General features: G+C 56.5%; 15 protein-coding genes. 11 read left to right on the forward strand and 4 right to left on the reverse strand.

Annotation, left to right across the window (positions count from 1 at the left end):
- Nucleotides 1-220 precede the first annotated feature (220 nt).
- Entirely contained in the window at nt 221-1,039 is an 819-nt protein-coding gene (locus tag H5P17_RS06045; RefSeq protein WP_182821857.1) for a siderophore-interacting protein, read from the reverse strand.
- A gap of 384 nt (nt 1,040-1,423) precedes the next feature.
- On the opposite strand from H5P17_RS06045, the gene H5P17_RS06050 reads away from it, so the two are divergent.
- From H5P17_RS06050 to H5P17_RS06095, 10 genes are all read left to right on the forward strand, one after another.
- Nucleotides 1,424-2,119: a gamma-glutamylcyclotransferase gene (locus H5P17_RS06050; protein WP_020827469.1), complete on the forward strand. Its 696-nt coding sequence runs from the start codon at nt 1,424-1,426 to the stop codon at nt 2,117-2,119.
- A gap of 299 nt (nt 2,120-2,418) precedes the next feature.
- Nucleotides 2,419-3,372, forward strand: a complete 954-nt coding sequence (gene cbl, locus H5P17_RS06055; protein ID WP_182821859.1) for an HTH-type transcriptional regulator Cbl — start codon at nt 2,419-2,421, stop codon at nt 3,370-3,372.
- 92 nt (nt 3,373-3,464) lie between these two features.
- The gene (locus H5P17_RS06060) at nt 3,465-3,677 is read left to right on the forward strand and encodes a hypothetical protein (RefSeq protein ID WP_156033830.1); all 213 of its coding nucleotides are present in this window, start codon (nt 3,465-3,467) and stop codon (nt 3,675-3,677) included.
- A 184-nt stretch (nt 3,678-3,861) separates the two neighbouring features.
- A complete protein-coding gene (locus H5P17_RS06065; protein ID WP_044552015.1) occupies nt 3,862-4,647 on the forward strand; it encodes an ATP-grasp domain-containing protein in 786 nt (261 codons plus the stop codon).
- Between the two features lie 391 nt (nt 4,648-5,038).
- Nucleotides 5,039-6,607, forward strand: a complete 1,569-nt coding sequence (locus H5P17_RS06070; protein ID WP_182821861.1) for an ABC transporter substrate-binding protein — start codon at nt 5,039-5,041, stop codon at nt 6,605-6,607.
- Nucleotides 6,607-7,659 (forward strand): ABC transporter permease, encoded by a 1,053-nt coding sequence (locus tag H5P17_RS06075; protein WP_182821862.1) that lies wholly within the window; start codon nt 6,607-6,609, stop codon nt 7,657-7,659. The genes H5P17_RS06070 and H5P17_RS06075 overlap by 1 nt, the downstream gene beginning before the upstream one ends.
- The gene (locus H5P17_RS06080) at nt 7,656-8,525 is read left to right on the forward strand and encodes an ABC transporter permease (protein WP_044552012.1); all 870 of its coding nucleotides are present in this window, start codon (nt 7,656-7,658) and stop codon (nt 8,523-8,525) included. Before H5P17_RS06075 ends, H5P17_RS06080 begins: the two co-directional genes overlap by 4 nt.
- The gene (locus H5P17_RS06085) at nt 8,515-9,351 is read left to right on the forward strand and encodes an ABC transporter ATP-binding protein (protein WP_182821864.1); all 837 of its coding nucleotides are present in this window, start codon (nt 8,515-8,517) and stop codon (nt 9,349-9,351) included. The genes H5P17_RS06080 and H5P17_RS06085 overlap by 11 nt, the downstream gene beginning before the upstream one ends.
- Nucleotides 9,348-10,019, forward strand: coding sequence for an ABC transporter ATP-binding protein (locus tag H5P17_RS06090; RefSeq protein ID WP_044552010.1), 672 nt, complete (start codon nt 9,348-9,350; stop codon nt 10,017-10,019). The genes H5P17_RS06085 and H5P17_RS06090 overlap by 4 nt, the downstream gene beginning before the upstream one ends.
- Nucleotides 10,020-10,153: 134 nt before the next feature.
- On the forward strand, nt 10,154-11,728 hold the full coding sequence (locus H5P17_RS06095; RefSeq protein ID WP_182821866.1) for an ABC transporter substrate-binding protein: 1,575 nt from the start codon (nt 10,154-10,156) through the stop codon (nt 11,726-11,728).
- Nucleotides 11,729-11,744: 16 nt separating this feature from the next.
- Here H5P17_RS06095 and H5P17_RS06100 read toward each other — a convergent pair whose 3' ends face one another.
- Entirely contained in the window at nt 11,745-12,311 is a 567-nt protein-coding gene (locus H5P17_RS06100) for a YbhB/YbcL family Raf kinase inhibitor-like protein (protein ID WP_044552008.1), read from the reverse strand.
- Nucleotides 12,312-12,411: 100 nt separating this feature from the next.
- A complete protein-coding gene (locus H5P17_RS06105; RefSeq protein WP_182821868.1) occupies nt 12,412-13,128 on the reverse strand; it encodes an A24 family peptidase in 717 nt (238 codons plus the stop codon).
- A 524-nt stretch (nt 13,129-13,652) separates the two neighbouring features.
- Here H5P17_RS06105 and H5P17_RS06110 point away from each other — a divergent pair.
- Nucleotides 13,653-15,158 (forward strand): YchO/YchP family invasin, encoded by a 1,506-nt coding sequence (locus tag H5P17_RS06110; protein ID WP_182821876.1) that lies wholly within the window; start codon nt 13,653-13,655, stop codon nt 15,156-15,158.
- Here the strand turns inward: H5P17_RS06110 and narL are convergent.
- A complete protein-coding gene (gene narL / locus H5P17_RS06115; RefSeq protein WP_044552006.1) occupies nt 15,155-15,805 on the reverse strand; it encodes a two-component system response regulator NarL in 651 nt (216 codons plus the stop codon). The two genes, H5P17_RS06110 and narL, sit on opposite strands and share 4 nt — an antisense overlap.
- Nucleotides 15,806-15,809: the final 4 nt, after the last annotated feature.

The raw sequence follows: 15,809 nt of genomic DNA on the forward strand, positions 1-15,809 counted from the left end.
ATAATAGGATACACCGGCTGGCGTGTGCCGGGGAATGATGTGATGTTGTTTTACTTGTAAAAGCAAATGCTTGCTTTCTGTGACTAGGTTAACAAAAAAACCGCATCGGATGCGGTTTTATTTACTTACTTTTACGTAGTGAAATGAATTTTCTTCACTAACGGCACATAAATTGCAGTTTGTACCTGCATTGATTGATTAATAAGGGGGAAATCCCCCTTTAGTCATCAATATTGTCCATGATTTCATGCCGTTTATTATGATAACCCTCTTCGTTTAGCCCCTCACGCCAGTAAGGGACAGCATAAAGCTGATTACGGTCACATTGGCGCTCGCGGCGCAGGTAACGGCGCAGATCTACCACCAAACGATCTTCCCCGGCCAGCCAATACTGAATTTCTGCCTGTGGCAACGGCAATGAACAAAATTGCGTCACCAACTCGGCGGTTTTTTCGGTGCCGCCGATAATCCAGCTCAGTTCGAAGCCTGCCGGTTTTTTCAGATCTATAACGTCAGCCGCAGTGTCGACGCGGATAAAGGCATGGCCTTCGCTGCGCGCAGGTAAGCCTTCCAGCAAGGCCGCCAGCGCGGGCAAGGAGGAAGGATCGCCGGCCAGACAGTAGAAATCGGCCTCTGGCAGCATTGGTTTAGGGCCGCCGGGGTTACTGATGCCGATTTTATCGCCTGCTTTTGCCGAGCGCGCAAAGTTAACTGCCGGGCCGCTGTGATCGTGAATGGCGAATTCAATGTCGATTTCCGCCAGCTCCGGCCGTACTGCGCGAATTGAATAGGTGCGGACAATCGGGCGTATCGCATCGGCCGCCCAGCGAGGGCCATTTTCGGTCAGCGTCGGCAGGTCCGGCTGCGTCTGGCCTTCAAGCGGCAGGAAAACCTTGATGTGCGCGGCGGCGGCGTTTGCCGGGTAATAACGCAGGTCAGGGGCGGTGAAGGTGATGCGGCGCAGGTGCGGGGTAACATCGCGAATCGCGCTGACAGCAATCAGGTAGGGTGCGCGTGAGCGTGGGGCTTCGGTAGTCACGGGGTTCTCCTTATGTTCGTTTGGCGAGGAGTATAACATGCCATGTGATAATGAGAATTGTTTGCTAATTAAGGCGGCGGTGAAGCAAAGCTACCGCAAAGGTGACGACGACCGCTGGCACAAAAAGTAAGGCTCCCCCGACGCTTTTGTGCGTCGGGAAATCATGAAATCCGCTCCTATGCTCAGGCAATTAATATTATTGCTGCTGAGTACAAATACTTTTTCACTTTTAAGCTCTTTTGAAACTTGATTGCTCACTGAGAAAAGAATAAGGTCATTATTATCGCGGGCAGGTTATTGTATTAATATAATTCCGCACCTAATAAATAAGATTGAACAGTGGCGAGGGAGTATGGGCAATCCTATTCCCGGGAGGTTGTTAAGGTGTTAACGCGAGATTTTCTGCAAAATGCGGATTGCAAAACTGCATTCGGCACCATTGAGGAGTCGCTGTTACTGACATCAGAGCAGCGGGCGGCCTCGTTGGATTGTACTTTATCCCGTCGGCCGGATAACAGCCCGGTGTGGGTCTTCGGCTACGGTTCACTGATGTGGAACCCGGTGTTTGAATCCGAAGAGGTGCGGCCGGCCACGCTGCAAGGCTGGCACCGCGCCTTCTGTTTGCGGCTTACCGCCGGGCGCGGCACCTTGCACCAGCCGGGGCGGATGCTGGCGCTGAAAGAGGGCGGCCATACCACCGGCCTGGCGTTTCGCCTGCCGGAAGCCAAGCTGCGCGAAGAGCTGGAACTGCTGTGGAAACGCGAAATGGTCACCGGCTGTTATTTGCCGACCTGGTGCGATCTTACATTGGCAGACGGCGAAGTGGTGACCGCGCTGGTGTTTGTCATGAACCCGCAGCACCCGCTGTTTGAAGAAGATACCAGCCATCAGGTGATAGCCCCGTTGATCGCCAGCGCCAGCGGGCCGCTGGGGACAAACGCTCAGTACCTGTTCTCGCTGGATAATGAGCTGAAAAATCACGGCATGCAGGACGACTGCATTGGCGATTTGGTCAGCTACGTGCAGCAATGGCTGCAGCAGAATACCTCCGGCCCTATCGGCGGAGAGGCCACCGCCTGATCCCGCTCATATGACGCGTTCGAAAGGCTCAGCTTGCTGAGCCTTTTTTGTTTATATATCTAATGCCTATATTTAATAACTTTATTTTGCATAAGCATTTAATCCACACATGAAAAGTGGATATCTATGTTGTTAATTTTAAAGCCATTAGATAATTAAAGATTAAAAAACAGCTAATTTGCAACGGTGAAAAATTCACTTAGCATGAAAATGCATAACTAAAGGTTATTTCTTATTTGTCCCCTTGCATCAGACTCCGTATCACTGATGTTAACAATATTGCTCGACAGGGGGAGTGGATGAACTTTCAACAATTAAAAATTATTCGGGAATCGGCGCGTTGCAACTACAACCTGACCGAGGTGGCCAATACTTTATTTACCTCGCAGTCTGGGGTCAGTCGCCATATTCGGGAACTGGAAGAAGAGCTGGGCATTGAGATATTTATCCGCCGCGGCAAGCGTTTATTGGGCATGACCGAACCGGGAAAAGAGCTGTTGGTGGTGGCGGAGCGCATCCTGAATGATGCCAATAATATCCGTCGACTGGCGGATGTGTTCAGCAGTAACGACACCGGCCAGCTGCATATTGCAACCACCCATACGCAGGCGCGCTACAGCCTGCCGGGGGTGATCAAGGAGTTTCGTGCGCTGTACCCGCGGGTAAGGGTGGTGCTGAATCAGGGCAGTCCCGAGGAAATCGTCGCGATGCTGGCTTCCGGCGAAGCCGATATCGGCATTGCCAGTGAGCGGCTGATGAGCGATGAATCTCTTGCGGCGTTCCCTTACTACCGCTGGCATCACACCATCCTGGTGCCGGAAGGACACGAACTGACCCGGCAACCGCAGGTGACGCTGGAAATGCTCAGTACCTTGCCGCTGATCACCTATCGCCAGGGCATTACCGGCCGCTCGCGGCTGGATGGCGCCTTCAAAGCCGCCGGGCTGACGCCGGACATTGCCTTAAGCGCGCAGGATTCCGACGTAATAAAAACCTATGTCGAGCTGGGGTTGGGGGTCGGCGTACTGGCGGACATGTCGTATGAGAAAGAGCGCGATCATGGGCTGGTCAGCCTTAACGCCGAGCACCTGTTCGAACCCAATACCGTGTGGTTAGGCTTGAAACGCAGTCAGTTACAACGTAACTATGCCTGGCAGTTTATCCAGCTTTGCAACCCGACGCTGTCACTGACGGAAATCAAAGACAAAGTGTTCTCCTCGCAGTTGGAAACGGTGATCGATTACCAGATTTGAGCATAGGGCGACGGAAACAGCAGCGCAGATAGCAAGCGGGATACATGCTAGGTATTTGCGCTGTCCTGTTTCTACAGGGCCAGAAGTCTGGCGTGCAGAAGTCAATCGCTGATGGAGGTTCTGCTGTTGTACAGGCCTTTATTTTCGAGCCGTTTACTGACACTGCCAATCGCTACTTTCGTCTTTTCATTGATATCACAGCCAGAGATGGCTTGTCCTTTGACCCTTTCCGGGCACTGAAAGAGTATTTTGTTACCGGGAAAGTACCTACTCAGCATTTTGAGCCGTACAAGGTGAGGCTATGACCCCAAACCAGGTGTCTGGTTCGTAAAACAGTCGGACTCTCACGCTTGATGTCACCGTATGAAAATTTGCTAGTGCCTTCGTCGAAAAATTTATGTTCTACTCATTGGCGTCACCACCATTTTATTCCATAAAATCAGCGTGATTCAGACTGACTGGATTTATTATTCCTAAGGCGCCCTATACATGCAAATTATCTATCCTGATGATTATTCGAACTTGTGCAAACCGGATGAAACTTTTGAACTGGAGTATCTGTGTGCCCGGGAGCGCGGGATACATTGCCTGTTACTTGCCTCAGAAGCGGCAGCGATGGGTAAATATCAGTTTTCGGCTCCCTTTGAATCCGATAGCCCAGTGGTCTGGCGAGGGTGGATGCTGAACGTCGATGAATATCGTCAGTTGTACAGTGCCGTGGCTGCACGGGGAGGGAAGATGCTTGAGTCCCCTGAAGAATATATCAGTAATCACTATATAACGGGTTGGTACGAGCGCTGTAAGGCATATACACCGGAAACTATTATAACCACAGCTGATGCTGATTTTGAGAGTCTCGTCAGCCAGCTTCAATGGCCCGCTTATTTTGTTAAAGATTACGTAAAGTCCTTGACGACGTCACGGGGCTCTGTGGCCAAGGATGCACAGGAAATCGCAGAAATTCTCAGCCTTATTGCACATTTTCGAGGGAGTATAGAAGGTGGTGTTAGTCTGAGGCGTGTTGAGAAATTTGTTAATAACACTGAGCGTCGCTATTTTGCGCTTAACGGGAGGGTGTTTTCATCCGACGATCGAATACCTGAATTTGTTAATGCGATTGCGCGCTGCGTGGAGACTCCGTTTTATTCAATAGATGTCGTAGAAAATACCCGGGGAGAATTGCGCCTGGTAGAGATTGGAGACGGGCAGGTATCAGATAGTAAGGAGTGGGAAGCTGAAAAGCTGATTGCAGCTTTTTGCTTGTCAGGAGTTTAATGCATTGAAATATAATAGTTATCCACTCCGTTGAAACTGTGGTGACGGTGATTTCATTCAACCTGGTTGTCGGGACATGTCTGCCCGGCAGCACTTGTAAGGCTTTTGGTTCGTCGTCGTCTGTTACAACGTCAGATTGCCGTTGTCAGTAAAACAGTAAGCCTCTCAAGCGTGATGGAACTTCATGAGGAGGGGTACCGCCTGCATCGAAAAGATATGTTTTGTCGTAGCGCTTGCACAACTGACGCTATCCTCCCGCCTGCTTAATAATCAAAATCTCAGCTATAGACAGAAAAAGAATATCTATAGTTATTTAAGTACCTTCGCCTGCCGAGAGCTCTCACATACACTCGCGAAATTACTATAAATTCCATCCGCTTGGAGAGTTTTGATGAAAGCGTTCGTTCCCTCTTTGGTATTTTTGGCCGTGGCGGCCAGCTTCAACGCACAGGCAGCAACCCCGGCGAACACGTTGGTGATTGCCCAGTCTATCGATGACGTGGTCAGTTTTGATCCGGCCCAGGGTTTTGAGTTAACCACGGTGCAGTCATTCAACAGTCTCTACCAGCGGCTGATCCAGTCCGATCCTAAAAATCCTATCGAACTCAAACCGACGCTGGCCAGCGAATGGCAGGCGGGCAGCGATAACCGCAGCCTGACCTTCACCCTGCGGCCGGACGCCAAATTTTCCAGCGGCAATCCGCTGCGCCCGGAAGACGTGATTTTCTCACTGTCGCGGGTAGTGAAACTGAATCTGGAGCCCTCGTTTATCCTCACCCAGTTGGGCTGGGACGCCAAGAACGTCGACCAGCACCTGACCAAGGTGGATGACCGGCGGGTCAAAATAAGCTGGAGCGAAAACGTCAGCCCGGCCTTTGTGCTTAGCCTGCTTTCGGCGCCGGTGTCTTCTATTGTCGATGCCAAAGAGGCCTTGTCCCATCAGCAGGGGGATGACCTGGGTCATCAATGGCTGAACAGCCATTCCGCCGGCAGCGGCCCGTATAAAATCCGTACCTATGTGCCGCACGAAGTGGTGGTGCTCGACGCCAACCCAGGGTCACCGGAAGGTGCCCCTACGTTGAAGACCATTTTGATCAAGAACGTACCCGATCCGGCAGCCCGCCGTTTGCTGATCGAACAGGGCGACGCCGACATCGCGCGTAACCTCGGAGCGGATCAGATGGCGGCGCTGAAAGGCAAGCCGGGCGTCAAGCCGTTGGCCATCCCTTACGCCTCACTTTATTTCCTGCAGTTCAACGCCAAGGCGTCACCGGCGCTGGGCAATCCGGCGTTCTGGGAAGCCGCGCGCTGGTTGTTCGACTATAAAGGCATTGCCGACGATCTGCTGAAGGGCCAGTTCCAGACCCATCAGGCGTTTCTGCCGGAAGGTTACCTGGGCGCGCTGAAAGACCGCCCATACAGTTTTAACCCGCAAAAGGCCAAAGAGATCCTGGCGAAGGCCGGCCTGACCAACGTCAGCTTTAAGCTGGACGTCAACAATCAGCCGCCGTACCTGGATATCGCGCAGGCATTGCAAGCCAGCTTTGCGCAGGGCGGGGTGAAGGTGGAACTGGTGCCGGGCCTCAGCGCGCAGGTTTCCACCAAGGTGAAATCCCTGAACTATGACGCGACCCTGACCTCCTGGGGGCCGGATTATTTTGACCCGAACACCAACGCCGCCGCTTTCGCCTATAACCCGGAAGACGGCAGCAAAACGCTGGCCTGGCGCGCCAACTGGCAGATCCCTGCGCTGAGCAAGCTGACGTTGGCGGCCACGGCGGAAAATGACACCGCCAAACGAGTCGCGGATTATCAGCAGCTGCAGCAGGCCGTTCAGCAAAGCTCGCCGTTTGTCATCGGCCTGCAGGCACGCAGCCTGATTGCGGTGCGTGACAACCTGAAAGGCTACGAGCAGGGCATCAACCCTGACATGGTGTTCTACAGCAAGGTCAGCAAGTAATGATAAGCCGTACCGCTTCCGCCGGGCTCGCCCGGCACAGTTGGCGTTGGGGACGCAGGCTGTTGACCGGCTTGCTGTCATTGGCGCTGACGCTGCTTGGGCTGCTGCTGTTCACCTTTATGCTCTCGCATCTGGCGCCGATCGACCCCACTTTGCAGATCGCCGGCGATCATGCCAGCGAAGCCACCTATGCACAGGTGCGTCACGATCTGGGGCTGGATCAACCGTTGCCGGTGCAGTTCTGGCGCTATCTGGTGCACCTGGCGCACGGAGATATGGGGATCTCACGCATTACCGCGCAGCCGGTGCTGAGCGATCTGTTGCGTACCTTCCCGGCCACGGTGGAACTGGCGACCTGCGCCATTATCCTCGGCGCGTTCGGCGGCATCACGCTGGCCTTTCTGGCGGTGATCAAACCGGGCAGTTGGCTGGATAACGCCGCGCGCCTGCTGTCGCTGATCGGGTATTCGGTGCCGATTTTCTGGCTCAGTCTGCTGGGGCTGTTGCTGTTTTACGCCACGCTGCACTGGTCGGCGGGGCCGGGGCGGCTGGACGATATCTACCTTTACAGTATGGAGCCACGCAGCGGATTTGTTCTGATCGACACCTGGCTGTCCGGCGATCGTGACATGTTCTATAACGCCATCAGTCACCTGTGGTTACCGGTCGTGGCGCTGGCGCTGTTGTCGATGGCAGGCATCACCCGCTTGCTGCGTGCGGCGATGCTGGAAGAGTGCAATAAAGAGTATGTCACCCTGGCGCGATCCAAAGGGGCCAGCCGTACGCGTATTTTGGTGCGTCACGTGTTTCCCAACGTGCTCGGCACGCTGATCACCGTTTTGTCCCTGTCCTATGCCAGCCTGCTGGAAGGCGCGGTGCTGACCGAGACGGTGTTTGCCTGGCCGGGCGTGGGGCGTTACCTGACCACTGCGCTGTTTGCCGCCGATACCCCGGCCATTCTTGGCGCCACCTTGCTGATCGGCACCTGCTTTGTGGTATTGAACGCGCTGGCCGATGCGCTGACCTATTTAGTGGACCCGCGAACCCGATGAGCCAATATCTTTCTGAACATGAACCCCAGAGCGAACCTGCGGTCGGCTATCGCCCACGCGGCAAGCTGACCACGCTGACGCTGGGGGCGACGCTGGTGGCTGTCTTGATCCTGACCGCGCTGTTGGCCCCCTGGCTGGCCCCTTTCGACCCTAACTTGCAACACATCGAACTGCGCCTGTTACCACCGTCCTCCGGGCATTGGCTGGGGACCGACGGCTTTGGCCGCGACCTGTTGTCGCGCGTGATTTACGGCGCACGGCCAACGTTGATCCTGGTGTCGTTGATCTTGCTGCTGACCATTCCGATTGGACTGCTGGTGGGCATCAGCGCCGGTTATCTCGGCGGCTGGGTCGAGCGTATTCTGATGCGCGTGACCGATATTTTCCTCTCATTGCCGAGCCTGGTGATTGCGCTGGCATTTGTCGCGGTATTGGGCCCGGGGCTGATGAACGGCGCACTGGCGCTGGCCTTGACCAGTTGGCCGGCTTTCGCCCGGCAAGCCCGGGCTGAAACGCTGGCGCTGCGCCGCAGTGACTATCTGGCGGCGGCGCGCATGCAGGGTATCGGTGGGCTACGGCTGATGGCCGGGCATATTTTACCCCTGTGCCTGCCAAGCGCAGTGGTGCGCGCGGCGCTGAGCTTGGGTGGGATTATCCTTTCCGCCGCGGGATTGGGCTTTCTCGGCATGGGCGTGGCCCCGCCGACCGCCGAGTGGGGCTCGATGGTGGCCGAGGGCAGCAAAGTGATTTTTGATCAGTGGTGGGTCGCCGCTGCACCGGGCGGCGCTATTTTGTTCGCCAGCCTGGCCTTTAACCTGCTGGGCGATGGCCTGCGCGATAAAATGGATCCTCGTCATGGACATTGATAACCCATTATTGACCGTCGAACGCCTGTCGGTGCTGTTACCGGCTTCGCCGCCGTTGGTGAAAGGCATCTCTTTCAGCATGGGGCAGGAGCGGCTGGCGCTGGTGGGCGAGTCCGGTTCCGGCAAATCCCTGACAGCCCGGGCCCTGATGGGGCTGTTGCCGCCGCCGTTGCAGGTGCAGGCACAGCGTTTGACGCTGGGCGATGACGATCTGACGCGCTTGAACGAGCGCCAGTGGAACCGGCTGCGCGGGAACAAGGTGGCCATGGTGATGCAGGATCCCAAGCACGCGCTGAATCCGACCCAGCCGATTGGGCGCCAGGTAGAGGAGCCGCTGCTGTTGCATACCCGCCTGGGGCGCGCCGAGCGGCGGGAGAAGGTGCTGGACATGCTGGCAGCGGTTGGCTTGCCCGATCCGCAGACGCTGAGTCAGCGTTACCCCCATCAGCTGTCCGGCGGCATGGGGCAGCGAGTCATGCTGGCCATCGCATTGATCAACGATCCGCAGCTGTTGATTGCCGACGAACCGACTTCGGCGCTGGATCACCAGATGCGCGATCAGGTTTTGCAACTGATCGAAAATCTGGTGCAGCAACGTAATATGGGCCTGATTTTGATCAGTCACGATTTACAGCAGGTGGCGCATTACTGCGAACGGGTGTTGGTGATGTACAAGGGCGAACTGTTGGATCAACTGCCTGCCGATCGTTTGGCCTCCGCGACCCATCCTTACACGCGCACGCTATGGTCATGTCGGCCAAGCCGCGAGACTCACGGCAAAACCTTGCCGGTACTGGATCGCGCACTGCTGGAGTCACTGAAATGAGCCTGATTACCCTGGAAAACCTCAGCGTCAGCCACCGCCAGGGCTATGAGATACGCACCGTGGTGCATGATGTCAATCTGCACATCGAACCGGGCGAATGCTTCGGCCTGGTTGGCCCGTCCGGCTGCGGCAAGTCATCGCTGCTGTGGGTGTTGGCCGGGCTGAATGAAAACTGGAGCGGCGGTTTTCAGCTGCTGGGCCGTGATTTGCAGCCGGGCCGTCCTTTTACCGGAGCTCTGCGGCGTGAGGTCCAGATGGTATTTCAGGACCCCTATGCCTCGTTACATCCCAAGCACCGATTGCTGCGTACGCTGGCAGAACCCCTAAAGTTGCTGAAAGAGAGCCATATCGAGCAGAAAATCAGCGACGGTTTTCGCCAGGTGGGGCTGGATCCCAAACTGTTGGATCGCTATCCGCACCAGCTTTCCGGCGGGCAACGTCAGCGGGTGGCGATAGTGCGGGCGCTGTTGCTGAAACCAAAGCTGTTGTTGCTGGATGAGCCGACTTCGGCGCTGGACATGTCGGTGCAGGCGGAAATCCTCAACCTGTTGAACGAATTGAAGCAGGCGGGCGATCTGACGATGATCCTGGTCAGCCATGATGCCGACGTGATTGACCACATGTGCGATCGTTCGGTGGCGATGGCGCATGGCCGATTGGTGAGCTGAAATCAGCCCGCCGTTCATCCGGCGGGCATATTCATCTGAGTAATAAATAAAGCAATTTATAGTGGTTCTTCTACTAAGTCGCTGCCCCTACACTCGCCAAATAACGCATCCGCGTGATTCTGGAGAGTGCATCAATGAAACGGCTAATCCCAACGTTATTGTTCAGTGCCCTGGCGGCGAGCTTCGGCACGCAGGCTGCCACCCCGAAAGACACGCTGGTGGTGGTCAGTTCCCTGGAAGGCATCATCAGTCTTGATCCCGCCGAAAGCTTTGAAACCGTCAGTTCGGCCAACCTGGTCAATCTGTATCAGCGCCTGCTGACACCGGATCGCACTACGCCGGAAAAGCTGGCACCGGAGCTGGCCAGCGGCTGGCAAGCGGGGGCGGACGGCCAAAGTTTGATATTTACCCTGAAGGCCAACCAGCGTTTCGCCTCCGGCAATCCGGTACGCCCGGAGGATGTGATCTTCTCGCTGGTGCGGGCGGTGAAACTGAACAAGGCGCCGTCGTTTATTCTCGGTGAGTTCGGCTGGACGCCGGAAAACGTCGAGAGCCAGTTGAAAAAACTGAGCGATAACCAGGTGCAACTGAGTTGGTCGGCCAATATCGGCAGTGGGCTGGCGCTGCGGCTGTTAACCGCGCCGGTGGCGTCGATAGTTGATGAAAAGCTGCTCAGCGAGCACGGTCAGCAGGGGGACTTCGGCAATGCCTGGCTGCGTTCGAACTCAGCCGGTGCCGGCCCTTATCGCGTCAGCAACTATGTGCCGCACGAGGCTCTGCTGTTTAGCCGCAACGACTACGCTCAGCCGCAGGCCAAACTGAAAACGGTGCTGCTGAAAAACGTCAGCGACGCCGGTACCCGCCGTTTATTGCTGCTGAAAGGGGACGCTGACGTGGCTTATGATCTGGGGGCCGATCAGTTCAACTCGCTGCGTAACGAAAAAGGCATCAGGATCGAGCAGCGCGATTCGTCCAAAGTCTTTTACCTGGGGTTCAATACCGGCAGCAAGCAGGTGCCGGCTTTGAGTAATCCGGCCTTGTGGCAGGCAGCACGCTGGCTGGTGGATTACCAGACGATTGCCGACAACCTGCTGAAGGGGCAGTATCGCGTACACCAGGCATTCCTGCCGCAGGGGTTGGATGGCGCCCTCGACAGTCAGCCTTTCAAGCTCGACGTCGCCAAAGCCAAACAGATTCTGCATGACGCGGGTATCGCCGAAGGAACGCGTATTGATCTGATCGTCATCAACCAGCCGCCGTATACCGACATCGCCCAGGCGCTGCAGGCCAGCTTTGCCAAGGCCGGCCTGCAGTTGGATATTCATCCGGTGGTGGAGAGCGATCTGTGGGGCAAAATGCGCGGCCGCGATTTCCAGGCCATCTTCACCTACTGGGGGGCCGACTATCTGGATCCTAACACCAACGCCAGCGCCTTCGCCTACAACGTGCCGAATGGGCCGAAAACCCTGGCCTGGCGTACGCAATGGAACATCCCGACATTGAGTGCGGAAACCCGTGCAGCAGCGGCAGAGGGGGATGCTGCAACCCGCGCCGCGCGTTACGTCACGCTGCAGCGTGAACTGCAGGCCAGTTCCCCCTATGTCGTGGCGTTGCAGGGGCAAACCCTGGTAGCACTGCGCGATAACGTTAAAGATGCGCATGTGGATATCGCCAACAGCATGCTGTATCTGGATCGCGTGAGTAAGTAACCCGCCATGGTAACGGTTATTGACCGAAGCGACCGATGATACCTGCACCGCCCTTGGCGTGGCCCTGCAATTTTTCCAACAGCTGTTCGCGGGTTAATCCTGGCCCCAGCGCATGGGGCGGGAGATCGGTGGCGATCAGCACGAAGGTATAGTGGTGCAAGCCTGAACCCGCCGGTGGACATGGACCGTGATACACCGCGGTACCCGGTGAATTCTTGCCACCGATAAAGCCTTTGCCCTGAGTGAGGTCGCCTTCGGCGAAACCGCTGGCCGTGGCCGGGATGCCATAAGCTACCAGATGGCTAACGCCCAAACCGGCGCGGCCTTCGGGGTCGGACACCAGCAGAGCGAAGCTGTTGGTGCCCGCCGGCGGGTGGGTCCAACTCAGCGCAGGTGAAACGTTGTCGCCGGTGCAACTGGCATTGCCGGGTGTTGCTCCGGCATATTTCTGTGCCAGCATGCCGCCGTCCTGAAACGCCGATGAGCTGAGGGTAAAGGTGCCGGCGGCCTGCGCCGCGAACGACAGCGAACCGGTAAGTAATGCCGCGCTGAGCGCGAGTGCGGAGAAACCACGACCGATCATACAGCCTCCTGTGTGTGCTTAAATAAAGCATAGTGGCGCAGAGACAGGCTCGCTATAACAGCCGGGCCAACAGTCGGCTATAACAGCGCCAGCGACGGCATTAATCCGCCATTGGGGTGAAATAAGCTGAAATGAGAGAATTTCCCTTGATGAAGGGCGTGATATCCATGTCGGCCAGCGAAAGCAGGGTAAACCAGCCGGAAAGGGCCAGATAGAGGCCGAAAGGCAGCGGGGCATCTCTGCCGGGGCTGCGGCGTAAACAGGCCAACGTCGCAACGCATAAGCCTGTCACTGCCGCGCCGGTGACCAATATGGGCAGGGCAGACCAGCCGCTCCAGGCCCCCAGGGCCGCCAGCAATTTAAAATCGCCCTGGCCGATGCCCTCCTTTTTTCGCCGCCAGCGATAACCGGCGTTAAGCAACCACAATGACAGATAGCCGACGGTGGCCCCGGTCACCGCCTCGTTCAGCGAGGTAAAGCAGCCTTGCTGATTGGCCAGCAGCCCGGCCCATAACAGCGGCTGCGTCAGGCGATCGGGCAATAATCGGTGCCGCCAGTCGATGCAGGCCAGCGCGATCAACAGGGTTGCCACCGGCAGCAGCCCTGTTTGCTGCAGCGGTGTGAGGTTAAAAGGCAATGCCGTCAGCCCGGCGCTGATGGCTATCAACATCAGAGTGCGGGTTTTTAGCGGCGGCAGGCGTTGCCCCAGATCCCGAGACACGGAATGCATGAGCCATCTGGCGATGACCGCCGACAGTAACATGGCCGGAATAAGCAGGCCGCGATACCACAGATCCCACTGCGGGTCGTTAAACATGAGCATCCTTGCTGAACTGAAATTAGCGTTCAAAATAGCGGCAAAATGAGTTTTACAGCAGAGCAGGTGCCCGGTAATGACGCGCTTTGCGCAGGCGATCGCAATGCGTTGTTTATAGCCAGGTAAAATACGCTGAAATTGAGGGTTTCCACGCATAATCAAAGTATTACTGTGTTTTATGAAAAGATGAATGCTGATTAATCAGGCAAAATCTGCGATGAAATTTAGTGAATTTATCCTGCCCGAATGCCAATGTTCGGGCGCGATCGGGATTGACCCCTCTTGGTAAAGCGATATCAATCGTATTGGTGACGTTGTCACAAGGTAAACTGAGGTTTATCTGATGGTTTATCATCAGAAACCGATTAGACTTTGGGATTCATGATGCACTTTGGCGCCCCGGTGCCGACAGGGCCAATACCCTGGTTGTTCGCTGTGCAAAGGTCGTTGTTCTGCTGCCTGGAGTGGCCGCAGCAAAAAGGTTTATCCGCCCACTCTCGGGATGAGGGAACGGCGGTGGTGTAATGATTGAAGCTATCCCTAAAGCAAGTGACAGAGTGAAGAAAACCGTTCATACCCTCTTGGCCCCTGCCTGTTTACCGGCGGTGGCGTTGGCGTGGCTGCTGGGCAGCTTGCCCGCCGGTGCCGAATCTCCCCCTGCGCCGCCTTCCGTTAGCCATCAAGCGAATACGGACGACGCTTTGCCGGAGCTGGGTGGCAATATCTCGAATGACGCCGAACGCGAGAAAGAGTGGGCCACCATGGCCAAACAGCTGGGGGAACGTAACCTGAATAACGTCTCCGGCCAGCAGGTGCGTACCCGCGCCGAGAGTTACGCGGTGGGACAAGCCGGCGAGGTGCTGCAACAACAGGCGCAGGAGCTGCTGTCGCCGCTGGGGACCGCCAAACTGTCGCTGACTATGTCCGATCAGGGGGATTTTTCCGGCAGCAGCGGCCAGCTGTTCAGTCCTTTGTATGATGTTAATGGGCTGCTGACTTACAGCCAGCTCGGCCTGTTGCAGCAAACCGACGGTGCGCTCGGCAACTTTGGCGTTGGGCAGCGTTGGGTCGCCGGCGATTGGCTGCTGGGCTACAACACGGTGCTCGACAGCGACTTCAAACGCAATCATAACCGCGCCAGTCTGGGGGCCGAAGCCTGGGGCGACTTCCTGCGTTTTTCCGCCAATTATTACTATCCGTTATCGGCGCTGGCGCAACAGAACGATAACGCCGAATTTCTCAGTCGTCCGGCAAGCGGTTACGACATCACCACCCAGGGTTATCTGCCGTTTTACCGCCAGATCGGCGGCTCTCTCAGCTACGAACAGTACTGGGGGGAGAACGTAAACCTGTTCGGCAGCGGTAAAAAACAAAACGACCCGCGAGCGATGCAATTGGGGGTGAATTACACGCCGGTGCCGCTGGTGACGGTGAAAGCGCTGCACAAGATGGGGGAAGGCGGGGTGAGCCAGGATCAGGTTGAACTGGCGCTGAGCTATCGTCTTGGCGTACCGCTGGTAAAGCAGATATCCCCGGAGTATGTGGCCCAGGCCAAATCGCTGCGCGGCAGCCGCTATGACAATATCGAACGGAAAAATGTCCCGGTAATGGAGTTCCGCCAGCGTAAAACGCTGCAGGTCTTCCTGGCCACGCCGCCCTGGAGCCTGCAGCCGGGTGAAACGCTGCCGTTGAAGCTGGAGATTAAAACCACCAATAAAATCACCCGTGTCAGTTGGCAGGGTGACACCCAGGCACTGAGCCTGACGTCGTCGCAAAACAGCAACGATCCGAACGGCTGGAGCCTGATTGTGCCGCAGTGGGATGACACACCGGGGGCGGAAAACCGCTACCGTTTATCGGTCACGCTGGAAGACGACAAGCAGCAGTTGGTGACTTCCAACTGGATCCAACTGCAGGTGACGCCGCCGCTGACGGCCTCTTCCGGGGAGGACGAAGGTTTACCGCCGCCCAAAATGCTGCAAACGCCCACCATTCCGGCAGAGACCGGGCCGCTGAACGGCGCTGACTAGCCGTTTTTGCCCTGCAGTACCCACACGGCGGCCTCAACGCGCGATTTCAGCTTCATTTTCTTCAGCAGGTGTTTGACGTGCACCTTGACGGTACTTTCGGTGATGGTCAGCTTGCGGGCGATCATCTTGTTCGGTAGACCCTGGGCAATCAGTTTGAGAATATCGCGCTCGCGCGGCGTCAGTTGCTGAATATCCCGTTCGGCGCTCGGGCGGTTTTCACGCAGGCTGGCGGCCAGAATTGGGGTTAACGCCTCGCTTAAGACCATCTGGCCTGCGGCGGCCTGGTGCAGCGCCTTCAACAGCTCCTCCGGCTCCATGTCTTTCAGCAGGTAGCCGTCTGCGCCGCGTTTTAGCGCGCTGACCACGTCATCTTCGTGATTCGACACGCTAAACACCACAATGCGGCCAGAAAGCGCGGTCATGCGCAGGCGATCCAACGTTTCCAGCCCGTTGATGCCCGGCATATTCAGATCGAGCAGGATCAGGTCAGGATCGTGCTCCTCGGCCAGCGAAACACCTTGTTCACCGTTGCCGGCTTCGGCAATCACCTGCAGGCGCGGGTCCATGCCGATAAGCTGTTTTACGCCGTTGCGCAGCATCGGGTGGTCGTCAATCAGTAAAATGGTGGCGGCAGTTTCGGTCGTCATGGTT

The sequence above is a fragment of the Serratia sp. OS31 genome (assembly GCF_014164835.1).
GTDB lineage: Bacteria > Pseudomonadota > Gammaproteobacteria > Enterobacterales > Enterobacteriaceae > Serratia > Serratia liquefaciens_A.